The 14,918-nt window shown below is 42.7% G+C and carries 9 protein-coding genes; 3 read left to right on the top strand and 6 right to left on the bottom strand.

The window, feature by feature from the left end; genetic code table 11:
- Window positions 1-88: 88 nt before the first annotated feature.
- Together ACVBIK_RS02010 and rfaH are read right to left on the bottom strand one after the other, a co-directional pair.
- Window positions 89-2,884: an SLBB domain-containing protein gene (locus tag ACVBIK_RS02010; RefSeq protein WP_447168951.1), complete on the bottom strand. Its 2,796-nt coding sequence runs from the start codon at window positions 2,882-2,884 to the stop codon at window positions 89-91.
- 1,932 nt (window positions 2,885-4,816) lie between these two features.
- Entirely contained in the window at window positions 4,817-5,338 is a 522-nt protein-coding gene (rfaH, locus tag ACVBIK_RS02005; protein ID WP_447168950.1) for a transcription/translation regulatory transformer protein RfaH, read from the bottom strand.
- A 463-nt stretch (window positions 5,339-5,801) separates the two neighbouring features.
- On the opposite strand from rfaH, the gene ACVBIK_RS02000 reads away from it, so the two are divergent.
- Window positions 5,802-7,271, top strand: coding sequence for a peptide MFS transporter (locus ACVBIK_RS02000; RefSeq protein WP_447161384.1), 1,470 nt, complete (start codon window positions 5,802-5,804; stop codon window positions 7,269-7,271).
- A gap of 972 nt (window positions 7,272-8,243) precedes the next feature.
- Here the strand turns inward: ACVBIK_RS02000 and ACVBIK_RS01995 are convergent.
- Window positions 8,244-9,350, bottom strand: a complete 1,107-nt coding sequence (locus ACVBIK_RS01995) for a response regulator (RefSeq protein WP_447168949.1) — start codon at window positions 9,348-9,350, stop codon at window positions 8,244-8,246.
- A 90-nt stretch (window positions 9,351-9,440) separates the two neighbouring features.
- Window positions 9,441-10,220: an MlaA family lipoprotein gene (locus ACVBIK_RS01990; protein WP_447161386.1), complete on the bottom strand. Its 780-nt coding sequence runs from the start codon at window positions 10,218-10,220 to the stop codon at window positions 9,441-9,443.
- Window positions 10,221-10,614: 394 nt separating this feature from the next.
- On the opposite strand from ACVBIK_RS01990, the gene ACVBIK_RS01985 reads away from it, so the two are divergent.
- Both ACVBIK_RS01985 and ACVBIK_RS01980 read left to right on the top strand, forming a co-directional pair.
- Window positions 10,615-12,309, top strand: coding sequence for a hypothetical protein (locus tag ACVBIK_RS01985; protein WP_447168948.1), 1,695 nt, complete (start codon window positions 10,615-10,617; stop codon window positions 12,307-12,309).
- Between the two features lie 65 nt (window positions 12,310-12,374).
- On the top strand, window positions 12,375-12,683 hold the full coding sequence (locus tag ACVBIK_RS01980; protein ID WP_447161463.1) for an EscU/YscU/HrcU family type III secretion system export apparatus switch protein: 309 nt from the start codon (window positions 12,375-12,377) through the stop codon (window positions 12,681-12,683).
- A 656-nt stretch (window positions 12,684-13,339) separates the two neighbouring features.
- Here the strand turns inward: ACVBIK_RS01980 and ACVBIK_RS01975 are convergent.
- Both ACVBIK_RS01975 and ACVBIK_RS01970 read right to left on the bottom strand, forming a co-directional pair.
- Window positions 13,340-13,744, bottom strand: coding sequence for a DUF2802 domain-containing protein (locus tag ACVBIK_RS01975; protein WP_447161388.1), 405 nt, complete (start codon window positions 13,742-13,744; stop codon window positions 13,340-13,342).
- A gap of 567 nt (window positions 13,745-14,311) precedes the next feature.
- Window positions 14,312-14,803, bottom strand: a complete 492-nt coding sequence (locus tag ACVBIK_RS01970; RefSeq protein WP_447161389.1) for a chemotaxis protein CheW — start codon at window positions 14,801-14,803, stop codon at window positions 14,312-14,314.
- Between the last annotated feature and the right edge of the window lie 115 nt (window positions 14,804-14,918).

Here is a 14,918-nt window from a genome sequence, read left to right as displayed (position 1 = left end):
TTTTGCTTTTATAGCAGGACGAAGTCCGTTCTAGCAGCGAAGCGATCTAGCCGTGAGCTTGCGAACGTTCTAGCAAGCCAACGGCGGTCTAAAGATTTGCGACTGTGGCGAATGCTACGGCGCTGTTGTAGATGATTTGGGTTACTTGCGACCAGAGTGTTAGGTTGTCTTTGTACTCAGTATCTAGTGGCACAATGATGGTGTCGCCTGGTTGTAATGTTGACTCACTGCTAAACCACATTGAGCGCTTTGGTAACATTACTGAGCCATCTGCCTTGATAACATAAGTTCTGTCATCATCCGCTCGCTCTCTTGCACCACCTGACATCGCTAGGTACTGGTCAATGGTTTGGCCGTCTTTAAATCTATGGGTCGCTGCGTGTTGTACTTCACCCATTACTGCAATGGTTTGCTTAGTCGATGGTACGTACAGTACGTCTTTATCTTCTAATTGCAGATCGGCTTGCTTAATACCGACTGAGATTGCTGATACGTCAACCACTAAACGACCTACGGCTTGGATTGTTTCCAAGTCTGTTAGCATCATTTGTGCGTCGCTGTAGTTAATTACGTTACCGTCTTTTGATACACCACGAGTAGCAACGTCACGCAGTAGTTGTTCTGCGAGCTTTTTAACTTCTAACTGCTCTTGCTGGCGTACAGACTCACGTACAAATACTGACGATGGTAAGTAGGCATATGGAGTAAAGCCACCCGCTCGCTTTAACACGTCTGCTAATGTCTCGCCGCGGCGGATATTATAAGTACCAGGGAATTTAACTTCACCGCGTATTTCAACAGACTTATTTTCTTGCCAATCAGGCGTTGTCATTACGGTTAAAATATCACGGCCTTTTAAAGCGATATTTTGCGCAGCGTCGCCTTGAAGCGCAGCTTCAAGCTCAACATTGGTATGTTTGATTGCAGAGCCATCAACCGTAGTGTAAGTACTGGTTAACTCAGCGCGTGGTGTGTAGGCACCTTCTTCTAAACCGCCGGCAGCTGTGACTAAGTCTTTGATACGAGCATTAACCGCTAATGGATAGACACCAGGGTTATTAACGCGGCCATTAATTGCTACTGCGTTTACGCCAGCGCCAGCTCGGCCTTGGCTATTTAGCTTCATGATGATTGGGTAAAGTAGCTCACCACGGTTCATCTCGCCACTTAACTTGATTAAGTCGCTATCTTCAAACAGGTTGACCAACATCTTGTTGACTTCACCTTTAACCGCTTTAGCGGTTGGATCTTCAGCTTCGCCCTGACTGTTAATGGCAACGCCACCAAGCTCTTTAATATCTGAGAACTTCTTTTGGCTAAGTTGTGAGAATCCAGCTTCAAATAGGTCGTTACCCAGTAGAGAGTTGCCAGATAATGACTGAACCTTTTGTACGCGCTCTTTAACTAGCTTATTTAGCTCATAACGGTTTTGGGTTAGGTCGCTAAAGTTAAAGAAAATCACTTTATCACGTGCTTGAAGTGGTAAGTCTTGCGAAAGCACTTTGCCATTAATGGCTTTTACTGGTGAGAATTGATAGACCTGAATATCACCCTGCTTATTAATTTCACGCACGATGATGGCGTATTCAAGATCGGCAGATACTGAGAGGTCACCCCAAATAGACGGTACTAAGTCGCTAATTTTTTGACCTTGATACCACTGATACTTACCCGGGCGAACCACTGCGCCAACTACCGTAATGGCATCTTCGTACTGAGTAGTAGCACTCTTAACGCGGATCACATCGCCTGCTAGGGCTTTTGTTGCCTTACCTTTATTTGATGTTAAATCGACATTTAAAATTGATTTAAGGCTATTAGCATTAAAACGCTCAACGCTGCTGCGTCTTGGGTAGGCACCAGGTTTAATGCCTGCGGCCATTTCGATTACTTGCGCCATGGTTTCATGCTTTTTAAGCTCATAGATAGCAGGGCGACGTACTTCACCGGTTACGCTAACTAGACCACCAACCGATGGAATGAATACCACATCACCTGAGCGTAAGTTAATGTCGCCAGATGCATCACCACGAAGCAGTAGATCGTACAAGTCCATGCTACCGACTAATTTGCCGTTACGCTTAACCTGGATATTACGTAAAGAACCAATCTCGTTGATACCACCGGCAACAAACAAAGCTTGGGTAATGGTTGATAAGCTTGAAACCGTGTATGAGCCTGGTTTGTATGCATCACCGGCCACAAAGATACGGATTGAGCGTAACTCGCCCATGGTGATGTTTGACTGAATACCAATCATCTGCTGGCTAATGCGACTCGTTAATGTTTCGCGCAGCTCACTAAAGCTTAAACCTGCAACTGAGATAGGACCAAGCTCAGGGAACTGGATAACCCCTTCACGATTGATAACAAGGTCGTACTCTTTATTGTCTTTACCAAAAAGCTGTACTTTGATGTTGTCACCAGGGCCTACAAGGTATTCACTTGGTACAGGCACATCTGATACTGGTGCAAACGTTGTTGGTTCACCTGCAAACAGGTCATAACCAAAGCGTTTCAACTCTTTTTTAGCTGCATCATCTTCAAATTTTAACTGCTCGTCTGATTTGTCATTTAGCGGCTTACCAAATGCATCAACCGGATTACCAAATTGATCAACTTGAATTAAATCACCATTTACATCGTACTGGGCACGAGGATTAACTAAGTTTGGATTTTCAAGTTGCGGTTGTGAGCTACTACTACCACCTAACATTGAAGGGTCGATACCATACTGCTGTGCTAAGCGTTGCTGCTCAGATGCTGGAAGATTTTTAAATTGCTCCATCATTTGTGGAGAAGGCGTGATAGCACTTGCCTGCCCTGACAGTAGTATCAGCGCTGACATACCAGCAATGATGAGTTTTTTAGTCTTGTTAAGCACCAGTAATCTCCGAGAGAGGTTAAAAATCTAATACGATAAGAGCTGAGACGAACGGCCTACGGCCTTACGGCACGTGACTGTTTGCATCAATTGAATGTCACTACAGAACGCTTCGCTTACGGTAAAAGCAAAGCTAAAAAAAACGGTTTAGAGCTGAGACGGTAAAAGCAAAGACGATCCTAGGTTCTAGGTTCTAGGTTCTAGGAAAATCAAAAGATTAAAGCTAAAGCGAACAGACTGAGTTACTTCTAGATTCAGCAAGTTATGTCTTGTAGGTTGGGCTTTAGCCCATCAAATACTTATACCATCTATAGAAGCGACGGCATAAATGCCGACCTACTTTATAAAGAAGGTCTAGGTTTATAAACAGTTTCTAGGTTCTAGGTCCTAGGAAAATCAAAAGATTAAAGCTAAAGCAAACAGACTGAGTCACTTCTAGATTCAGCAAGTTATGTCTTGTAGGTTGGGCTTTAGCCCATCAAATACTTATACCATCTATAGAAGCGACGGCATAAATGCCGACCTACTTTTAAAGAAGGTTCTAGGTTTGAAATAAAGGTTCTAGGTTTATAAACAGTTCCTAGGTTCTAGGTCCTAGGAAAATCAAAAGATTAAAGCTAAAGCAAACAGACTGAGTCACTTCTAGATTCAGCAAGTTATGTTTTGTAGGTTGGGCTTTAGCCCATCAAATACTTATACCATCTATAGAAGCGACGGCATAAATGCCGACCTACTTTTAAAGAAGGTTCGAGGGAAATCATTAACATCTAAAGCTAAATGTTGTTTGCTGTTGATTTTGGTCTTTGGCTTTCCTAGCAGTGAGCTTGCGAACGCCCTAGGGCCTTGAACCTTGAACCTTCTCAGTTTTCAGACACGCTACCGACCCGCGTGGCGGCCAGAGGCCTTCGGCTATCGCTTAACGAATGAAACTATTCATTCGATGTCTTCAGACACGCTACCGCCCATGGATTGCGGCTTCCAACGTGCCCATCCGCTTGGCGGATATGTCTAATTTTTTGTTACTTTCAAATTTAACTTAAGGTAGATTCAGCTCGTGCCTCTATCTTAAATCAACTTATTTCTATCTTTCTCTTTCTCTTTCTCTTTGCTCTAACATAGTCATAGTTTCTGCAAACTTGGCCTTCAAAACAGAGTAAAGCAATTTGTTCTATACTAATGACTTCACTAACATGAGAGTTAGTCTTAAAACATCACTAACATGACAGCTAGCCTTACACGTTACTAAGACCAACTAATCGCGACAATCAGCCACTAGCCAGTGACTAATTAGTTACTAATTCATTAGTTAATCGGTTACTCATAACCAGTTACTCGTAAAAAGACGAGCCATCCTCATGCCATAGAGACTGCTCCTCAAAGTTACAGCTTTTTTCACCAATGCATTACAAAGGTAAAAATTTGAGAAGCGCAGAATTATACACTAACGAGCTTACTTGAGCAGTAACTCTAAGCCATAACTTGCGTTAGTTGCTGAATCTTTATGCACTTGTAAACTCTGTCGTTAGGTTTTAGTTATTTTTTGCGCTTAATGGTTTAATCACTTAGTTCTGAACTCAGTTAATGCTAATGCACTAAATTAGCCGCTTACCCGTTAAAGACTCAATGGTACAGCCCTCGCTCAACCACTACATTTTATCTATGGCTAGACTATAGCTAACCTAGGCCATACTCTTAATACACTGAGCTAATAACTGACCTGAACCAAACTAAACTGAACTAAACTGAATCAAGTATTTAATCTTGTTAACCTCACTATCAACACCTAAAACTAACACCTAAAAACAGCTATAGTTACCGCCATAAAAGCGCATAAAAAATCTAGCGTCGCGATTGTCGCTATGGCAAATATCCTACAAATTTAATAGCAAAATACCTACTTTTGATTTATTAAGCTTAAACGGGCTAGGTGATTTATTTAATCGGTTTTATCGAATCTCTTTCAACGGCTACTCGTTGCTGTTTACCCATCAAATCAAACAGTACGAAGCAGCGTTTCTCACCATTTGATTCATCGAAAATCCCTTCTAACTCAGTAAATGGACCTTGAGTAAAACGGACTTTATCCCCTACCTCTATCTTTGGCAGCGTTATGGCTTCATCTTCTTGCGGGGATATTGTTGATAGCAGCTTATGTTCGCGCATTTTGATTGCATGAATAATGCTGTCATCTATCGGTGTCATTAGTTCTTTACAACCAACGATTCTTATCACGCCACGTGTGTTATGAATTTTGGCCACGCTGGTAACTTGCGGGTCAAAGTTGATAAATAGATAACTGGGAAATAGCGATACGCGTCGTATACTTGTTTGCCCTTTTTGTATCTTTTCTTCTGGGTAACTAGGCAGATAAGTTTCAATTTGCTGAAGCGCCAAGTTTTGCTGAGCTCGAGCTTCGCCCCGAGATTTGCAATATAGTAGATACCAAGCCTTCATTTCGTTCTCTCATGTAATCTAACGAGCGCACTTTACAATCAGTGGCGCCCTATTCGCCGCATGGATACTAGCAAATTTGTAAGCTAAATTGAAAGCCGAGACGAATCAAAGTAAAGCCTAAGCCTCATTTCTAATGTCTGTTTGATCACTGATTAAGCCACTGATTCAGTCAATCGTACTCTAGTGGTTATTAAGTCGGCAGTTACGTTTTCAAAATTGACTTTAGCCGTCCATAAAGGGTATATAAGGTAGGCTTTATCGCATTTGACGCTATTTTCAGCGCCAAATGACAAAAACTAGAATACAAGCCAACAATAAAACAGCTTTTTGATTAACAAAAACACCACAGACTTAACACCTCTTGGCTAATTACGTTAATTAGAAGCTGTAATAATTTAAGTAAAACAAATTTCTGTAGCGATATTTGAGTTGCAGGCAATCACAAGCGAAGGTGGAAGAATACATGAGCGTAGCAAAACCTCAGGGGACGATGCTCGGGCATCCTAAGGGACTGTTCCTGTTGTTTACAACAGAACTATGGGAACGATTCAGTTATTACGCAATGCGCGCCATTTTGGTGTTGTATCTAGTTGATAAAGTACAATCTGAAGGCGGACACGGTCTTGGTTGGACACAGGGCGAGGCTATTTCGCTTTATGGTACGTTCACCGGTCTTGTATATTTGACCCCTCTGATAGGTGGTTGGTTAGCCGATAATTACCTGGGCCAACGTAGATCTATCATGATTGGTGGTGCCTTAATGGCCGCTGGTCAATTTATCTTGGCGCTGCCACACAACTGGATCCCAGGTTCTGAAACCTTGGCCTTTTATTTTGGTCTTGGTACGTTAATCTTGGGTAACGGTCTGTTTAAGCCAAACATTTCAACTATGGTTGGCGACCTGTATGAAGAAGGCGATCATCGCCGTGACGGTGCATTCACCATCTTCTATATGGGTATCAACGTAGGTGCATTCCTTTCAGGTATTATTGTTGGCTCGGTTGTTGCTGCTTACGATGGTAACTTCCAGATGGGCTTCTTGTGCGCCGGTGTTGGTATGGTGCTGTCACTGATCATTCAATTCGTATTTGCACAAAGATTACTTGGTGACATTGGTCGCAAGCCAGCGGCTAAGCTTGAGAAAGAAAGAGCCGAAGCTGCAGGTGATGTACGTAAAGAGCCATTGACTAAGATTGAGCGCGATCGCATTAAAGTGATCATGGTTATGGGTTTATTCACTATCATCTTCTGGGCTGGTTTTGAGCAAGCCGGTGGTTTGATGAACCTGTTCACAAATGACTTTACCGATCGCATGATTGGCGGTTGGGAAGTTCCAACTACATGGTTCCAATCTCTTAACGCCATGTTCATTGTTATTTTTGCGCCAGTAATCGCCTCTATCTGGATCCGCTTAGGTAAAAACGAGCCAAACTCACCGGTTAAATTTGCATTAGGTCTTGTGCTACTCGGTATTGGTTTCCTATTTATGATCGGTGCTGTATTAGAGATGGGCGGCGACGCTAACGCTAAGTCAAGCATGTGGTGGTTAGTAGGTGCATACTTCTTCCATACTATGGGTGAGTTATGTCTATCTCCAATCGGCCTATCTATGGTGACTAAACTTGCTCCACTGCGTATCGCCTCATTAATGATGGGTGCATGGTTCTTGTTCATTGCTATCGCTAACAAGGTTGGCGGCGTGGTAGGTTCATTTATTGGACATGCTGGCGAAAAAGAAGAGCAGCTTGCAAATGCTATGGCTATCTTTGCTGGCATCGCAATTACCTCTGCAATTTCAGGTATTATCCTGTACTTCATGGCTGATAAGCTGGTTGACTGGATGCACGGTGCTGAGGATGGCCCACATACTGAAGAGCAAGCTCTAGAAGAAGAGATTGCTGTTACTGCAGAGCATGAAGCGATTAGAAGATAAGAGATCCGGTTTAGGCTAAGACGGTTAGCGCTTAGACTAAAGCCGGAAAAGCTTGAAACAGAAAAATGCCAGAAGAGTCATCTTCTGGCATTTTTGTTTTTAAGATTTATAGCTGGTTTAAGCTGAGGCGTGGAAGGCCTGACAAGCTACAAACACCGCCTGTAATGTACTTTTGGCTTTTCACCACAGAGAAATGTGCTTCACGCTACAATCAAAAACCAGAAGCTATGCACCACAGAGGGCTCGGAGCGCTACGCGACACGAAGAAAAGCAACCGCAAGATCAAAAGCAGCAAGTCAATCAACAGATATTTTGCTCTTTTGCACTTCTCCGTGCCCTCCGTGAAAGCGCAGCGCTTCGTGGTGAGAACGCTCGTCATGCTGTAATCAATAATCAAAGCTATGCACCACTGAGAAAAGTGCTTCACGCTACAATCAAAAGCCAAAAGCTATTCACCACGGCGAATATGGCGAAGCCATGTGCTAATAAGCGAGAGCTAGGGATAGCAAACTGGCCGTTAAACACGGATGTTATTGGGGCTCGGAGCGCTACGCGACACGAAGAATATCAACATCAACATCAATCAAAAGCCAAAGCTATTCACCACGGCGAATATGGCGAAGCCATGTGCTAATAAGCGAGAGCTAGGGATAGCGAACTGGCCGTTAAACACGGATGTTATTGGGGCTCGGAGCGCTTCGTGGTAAAAAAGCCTTTAAATCACTAGTTAAAAACCATGCACACAAAGGACACTGTAATCCGTTTTACGTCTCAGCTTTCAGATTGTATGTAATCTAGCAGGAGCAAAGCAACGCTCTAGCCAGCCGTAGGCTGTACTAGCAGGCCAAAGGCCGATCTTCTTAGCTTAAAACCGTCAGTGCAGCGTTCCGTAAGTGAGCCTGCGAACGTTCCGTACACCTTAGGCTGTAAACCGTTCCGCTTCTCCGCTTGCACTCTTTTCTGCGATCGCCCCTATTTTAATGACAGTTGAATATATCCGCCGCGCTGTGTGCTTGGGTCATGGATCAATCCATAGAACTGATTATCTAACAGTTGTTGCTTGTGTTTGCTTACTTGAGTAGAGATACATAATTGCTCTCCAAACAGCAGGGTTCTAAACTGAACACTAGGCTTGCTCCAATTTGTCATGCCAAGCTGTAGAGAATCTGCAAGCGCTATCGGTGACAACCCCTCACTGTTTTTTAGATAACATCTAAATTCACTTCCCGCTGTCGCAATAGCGGCTCGATATTGAGTGAGTTCGACCACGACATAAGCCATATCAACCACAATGCCAAGTCGAGACTTAGCCATACGATCGTTAAGATAGACCAGCATATTAAAAGGTTCGGTGATGACAGGTGACATACCGTTGCTATACAACTTGAGTTTATGATTTACAAAGCTCTTTAGTAGCACTGAAGCAAACGCTGCTCGGTTGTCATGAGGATGAAAGTGGGCCATATACATCATGACATGGTTTTCATCTATCATGGCTGTATCGATAAAGTGGGCACTCACCTCGTTGGTATTAAACAAGCTATAGTCAATCACAACATCGCTATACTCAACCCGACTCGGCGGGAAAAGCTGTTGTTGCACGCTTTTAGCGGCTTCGCTACTTTGCTCCAATAACGCCAAATTTTCATTTAATTCAAGATAGGATAAGGATTCTTGCTCATCAAAATTCAATGACTCTTCAAATGAGTTATTCAAACATTCGCGAATGGAGTTTTCGATTAGATATAAATCAGAGACAGGTTTAACGAGGTAGTCACTGGCACCGTGTCTTAATGCGTCAATAACATCAGACATTGCTTGATTACCCGATATGATGATCGAAGGAGTGCCAGGCCTATGTTTATTCATCGCTTTAAGCATATCTAAACCACCGAGTTTGGGCATACTTAAGTCTGCTATGACAATATCAAACTGTTGTTCTTTAAAGCGAGTGAGTCCTTGCTCACCATTATCAGCTTCTATTACTTCTGCACCGCGGCTATCTAGATAAGATGTGACCAGTTTACGAAAAACTGGATCGTCTTCAACAAAAAGTATCGTAAGCTCTTTTAGCGCCATAAACTGCCCTTAATTGACAACAACGCAAACAACACTTTTTGTTTGCGTGTTAAGTAGAGCTTTTAGTTGTTATTCCCCACTCTACCAATGTTATTCTAGTTCTTGCATATATTCGTCAAGCAACTCGTCATCATCGTCACTTTGAGGTACATCGCCGTCATATACCTTATAATCCAAATGCTGAAAATAAGCATCTTTAACAAAGGTATATGGATCTAGAGCGTTATCAACCAATCGTTCCTGATCGATTGCAGATGCTCGGGTATGCAAGTTTTTAAGACCCCATTTTAGTACTGATTGCCAAAACGTTAGCTCAGACAGAGGAAAGTATAGATCATCAACCCAATCTGAGGCGATTTCACGAGTAACATATGGACCGAAAAATGGCGCCATGAAATAAGGACCATTTGGCACACCGTAATAACCAAGCACTTCACTGAAGTCGTCTTGTTTACGTGGCATGCCCATCATGTCGGCTACATCAATTGTCCCGAGTAGCCCTAATGTGGTGTTAACCGTAAAACGTCCACCAGCATTTGCAGCCCAGCCCCACTTACCTTGTAATGTGTTATTTATCAGACTCGATGGCTCTTCAAGGTTAAGTACGAAATTATTAATGCCACTTTTCAGCGGTCGCGGGACATAGTCATTGTAGCCATGTGCGACGGGGCGATAAAAATATCTATCCATAAACAGATAGTTAAAGTCCCACATCGCCCTGTTAAAGCCCTCTATAGGATCTCTTGGGTCGTTATAGGTTACCGTTATTTGCTGGTCACTATCCATAGTGGGATCAGTGGCATTTTCTGCAGCTTCAATTGAAGGCATTCCAAATATCGCCAGAGAAAGCACAATCCATTTAAACTTCATAATTGTCTCTTTGAAAAGGAGTCCATGTACTCGTCATTACTTTCACGCATTTCGACTCACGCCTTAATACATGAGATAAAAATTCATATTAAGTTTTCGACTAACTATCGCTAGCAATCTGTTTTAATTCAATAAAAACAGTATCAATCTATGTCACTTTGCATCGTACATCTGTTAAAGCAAAATTCAAGCTAAAGTGCTGTAGCCTTAGTGTCGATATACGTAACAAGACCGTTTATGGTTCCAAAAATTTATAAAAGTAGTCGAAAATCTTTATTTTTACATTTAAGGTGGATAAGGATACTGAGTAAGCCTATAAGATCAAACATAAATTTGTGTACAAACATATCTAAGCAGTCGTTTAAACCCTTGTAACACTTAACAAGAGCATACTTTGAATACGGTAACGGAACTCTTTACAGCTGCAAATCATCAACAAGGCAAAGGTTTGTCAACGGCAAAGCCTGTTAGCTCTTTGGTGCCGGTGTCGCTGCAGACTCCTCAACCAGGATTAGGTCCTCAACTCGGAACAAGTCATCAAAGTGGGCTGAGCGTTATGCTTGCAGGTCAGAGCTTTAGCCTAAAACCTACGCAAGAGACCCAATTACCGCGCCTTAACCAATATTCAAACTTCATGTTAAATATAGTGCAAATCAACGGCACTATAAAACAGAGCATACTTTTAGCCTTAGGCCAGACACTTAGACTCCCTTTACCGCAAGCTCTGCTAACCATGATCAGCAATGCCAATGGCCAAGAAAAAAAATTACAACTATTAGCTAAACGTAAAGATGGCTATCAACTACCGAACGCAGAAATACATGACTGTGAGCTAATATTTGATAAAGGCCCAAGGATCGAGTTAGCAAGCCTTGGCTCTCTCAGTTGTGGGCACTATGTGGCATCGATTAAAAGTACCAATGATCAGTTGTTCCTGCAGTTAGTCCCGATTAAGTTACAAACTGAAGTTAACCTGATCCCTGAGCAGGCATCAGACGAAAAACAGAACGAAATAGCAAGTCAGCCAATAGTAGAAAAACCGGACTCAAAATCAGCTCAAAAAGCCGATATGAACTTTCAATATAGAAAATTATTCAAAGCATTAGAAAGCATCGAAGTGAAGCTTGCTGATAGCGATGTAACGGGCTTAAACAAAACTGAAATAACAGACAAAACAGCTCAAGCTTCTACTCAAATCTCAAATGCAACCACTCGTGAAGGCTTCTTAGCTGGTGCACTGATAAAAGCCGGTGGGCTCCCAAAATTGGCCGCTGCCACACTTAAGACAAAACAAAGTCTTGCCAGCGTGCTTCTCAAGTCGCTCCCTATGATGATGCCTGAAACGTTAACCGAGTTGAGTCAGCCTCAACGGCTAAAGCTAATCACAGCTCAACTCTTTAGCCCCTCAGTCTCTCCCAACGAATGGCTTAATACGTCACTTTCGAGTCACTTCAGCACTATGGGTTTACTGCTTCAATTGCTATTAGCAAGAGCCTCTTCGCAAAGTATTTCACCCGAACTCATGCAAAAGCTAGCAAAGCTACAAAGTCACCTAGCGCTCCCTGAGGCAATATTGAAATTACTCGAGGCAGCACTGGTTAACGAGTCGCTGGCAAACATTTTTAATAATTTAAGTCTTTATCAGCAGGCATCAACTAAAACTGAAGTGGCCACTCATTACTATTTTGCTCTGCCCTACTCTATCAATCATTATCAAGAGCAATTAGAAGTGCATGTGCAAAAAGAAAACAGTACTAAGCAAAACGTTCCAGATAAAGATAGTGCTAATAAACACAGCTGCACGTGGAAACTACAATTAAAGTTTAACTTAGCCAGTGGCCCATTATTAATTAGTGCACAAGCAGCACAAGCAAATAGAAATCATGAAAAGCCAATAAACGGATCCCTTAAGCTAAACTTCTGCAGCAGTAGTGACACCCTGATAGCTAAAATAAAACTGCTAACACCAGCACTTACGCACAAAATCGAAGCTGTCGGCTTTAGTCAAGTTTCAGTAACGACTAAACAAGAAAATGTACCTGCCAGCATTTTGCCAGGCGAGCATTACTTAGTAAAAGTTCATGTATAACCTCACAATGCAAGATTTAGCCTTCAGTGAACCTATGACCAGGGAAATACTAGTTGAACACTACAATGAAAGATTCTAACAAACCAACAAAAGCTGTAGCGCTAAATTACCAGGCGGGTAGTGCGCCAAAAGTCACTGCAAAAGGTGAAGATAAACTCGCAGAAGAAATTATCGCCATAGCCCAACAAGCAGGGGTTCATATTCATCAAGATGAACATCTGTGTGATTTCTTACAGCGATTAGAGGTTGGTGATGAGATCCCAGCCGAGCTTTACTTACTTATCGCAGAGCTAATTGCGTTTGTATATGTGCTAGACGGCAAGTTTCCAGAAAAATGGGACAATTTACATCATAAGATAATGGAAGAGGTTTAAAGAAGGTCCGAGGTCCGAGGAAAGGCAAAGAAAGGTCCTAGGTGAAAGCTAAGATGGACGAAAAAAACAAAGATGAACGGCCTGCGGCCTTACGGCACGTGACTGTTTGTTTGATTGAATGTCACTACGGAACGCTTCGCTTACGGAAAACAAAAAAAACACTGCGGTAATTGGAATACAAAGCCGAAAAAGTGAAGGAGATAAATAAGTCAGAAGACTCAGCCTGTACCGTCTTAGTCTGTAGCATCTTAGCCAGTACTAACCCTTTTAAATGTAGGTCGGAATTTATCCCGACAAATTTTGTGTTTGCCTCCCAGATTGATGGGCTGAAGCCCAACCTACAAAAAATTATTTTATGTGCTCTCATCTTGGCTCTCACAGCCCCAGGAGGTTTCATCTCAGCCTGTATAGTCTTAGCTTAAACCGTCATCGCAGCGTTCTGTGAGTGAGCCTGCGAACGTTCCGTTATCCGTAAGCCCAGCGTTCGTCTCAGCCTTTGATTGTATAGCAGGACGAAGTCAGCTCTAGCACCTAGAAGCGCAGCGCCCTAGATTCTTCTTCGCTTGTACCGTCAGCGCAGCGTTCTGTGAGTGAGCCTGCGAACGTTCCGTTATCCGTAAGCGAAGCGTCCTCGCAGTGAGCCTGCGAACGTCCTGCTACTTTCCATGCAGTCGGATCAACAGTTCGGCTTCGGCTTTTGGTAGCTCACACTCTTCAATCAGTTCTGCAACGCCTGCGCCTAGGGCAACCATCTTCATTGCACGAGAATATAGTCTAGCTTGCGGATCTTGTTGGCTACTCTCTTCCAGTTTTTCATCTTGTTGTGTTAGCTTTTTCTCAAGCTCTAGCATTCGACGCCCAACACCAATGGTGCCACTTCTAAGCTCTTGTAGTTCGCGCTTAACGGCTTCTCTTTGCTTATCGCCTTCTTTTACTAACAAAGTTAACGCATCAACTTTTGCTCGTAGCTCGCCAGTCTGTTTTTGTAAATAAAACACCAACGCAAGGCAGACAACGATGAATAGTAACGCTGCTGCGATTAAAATTTCTTCAAAAATCATTAATAACTCATTTTTTAAATATCTAAGAAGGACGCTGCTAGAGCGTGATTGCGTCACTTCGAGGGCGTCGCCTTGCTCCTTCTAGGTTAAAGCGAAGAAGGACTTAGGTCCTAGGAAAATCAGGTTCTAGGAAAATCAATAAATAGTAAGGCTAAGACGAACGGCCTGCGGTCTTACGGCACGTGACTATTTGTATTAACTGAATGTCACTACGGAACGCTTCGCTTACGGAAACACGAAGAAAGGCGTCGCGTTGCTCCTTCTAGGTTAAAGCTATGAAGGAGCTAGGTCCTAGGAACATCAAAAAATTAAAACGAACAGACTGAGTCACTTCTAGACTCAGCAAGTTATGTTTTGTAGGTTCGGATTTAGCCCATCAAATACTGATGCCATCTATAGAAACGACGGCATAAATGCCGACCTACTTTAAAAGAAGGTTCTAGGTTTGGCAAAAGAAACTTTACACTTAATCGATACAATCTTTTGCATTTGCTTTTGCATTTCCTAGGACCTAGCAGCGAAGCGTCCTTGAAGTGAGCCTGCGAACGCCCTAGCACCTTCAAAATATTAAATCTGCGTTAGTTCCATCCACTCTTCATCAGATAGTAACTTATCTAGATCAACCAAAATCAATAATTCACTCTCGCGGTTACTCACGCCTTGAATAAACTTGGCACTCTCTTCAGTTCCTACATTCGGTGCGTTATCAATCTCAGAGCGGCGCAGGTAAACAACCTCAGCAACGCTATCGACTAAAATACCGATGACCTGCTTTTCAGCCTCAATAATAACGATACGCGTTGAATCATTTACGTCAGCTGATGCTAAACCAAAACGTGAACGGGTATCGATAACGGTGACAACATTGCCACGTAAGTTAATAATACCTAATACATAGTGAGGCGCACCAGGTACAGGCGCTATCTCGGTATAACGCAATACTTCTTGTACCTGCATTACATTGATACCATAGGTTTCATTATCGAGCTTGAATGTTACCCACTGTAACACTGCATCTTCGGTTCCCGCTGCTACGGCTACACTGTTTGAACTTGTCATAATCGCCTCAATCTATAGCTCTGCAGCTATTTGTCTAATCTATTCTTTAATATTTATACCAACCAAACCGATTGGCTAACCACTGTTAAATGCTAATAATGTGCTAGTACGCATA

This window comes from Shewanella sp. 125m-1 (assembly GCF_052977065.1).
The sequence above is the reverse complement of the archived record's forward strand: the minus strand, read 5'-3'. Positions and strand labels throughout refer to the sequence as shown.

What these genes read in the sequence shown, in the direction of transcription:
- rfaH (WP_447168950.1), bottom strand. Translation starts at nt 5,338, where the DNA reads ATGAAGGCTTGGTATCTACTATATTGCAAATCTCGGGGCGAAGCTCGA.
- ACVBIK_RS02000 (WP_447161384.1), top strand. Translation starts at nt 5,802, where the DNA reads ATGAGCGTAGCAAAACCTCAGGGGACGATGCTCGGGCATCCTAAGGGA.
- ACVBIK_RS01995 (WP_447168949.1), bottom strand. Translation starts at nt 9,350, where the DNA reads ATGGCGCTAAAAGAGCTTACGATACTTTTTGTTGAAGACGATCCAGTT.
- ACVBIK_RS01990 (WP_447161386.1), bottom strand. Translation starts at nt 10,220, where the DNA reads ATGAAGTTTAAATGGATTGTGCTTTCTCTGGCGATATTTGGAATGCCT.
- ACVBIK_RS01980 (WP_447161463.1), top strand. Translation starts at nt 12,375, where the DNA reads ATGAAAGATTCTAACAAACCAACAAAAGCTGTAGCGCTAAATTACCAG.
- ACVBIK_RS01975 (WP_447161388.1), bottom strand. Translation starts at nt 13,744, where the DNA reads ATGATTTTTGAAGAAATTTTAATCGCAGCAGCGTTACTATTCATCGTT.
- ACVBIK_RS01970 (WP_447161389.1), bottom strand. Translation starts at nt 14,803, where the DNA reads ATGACAAGTTCAAACAGTGTAGCCGTAGCAGCGGGAACCGAAGATGCA.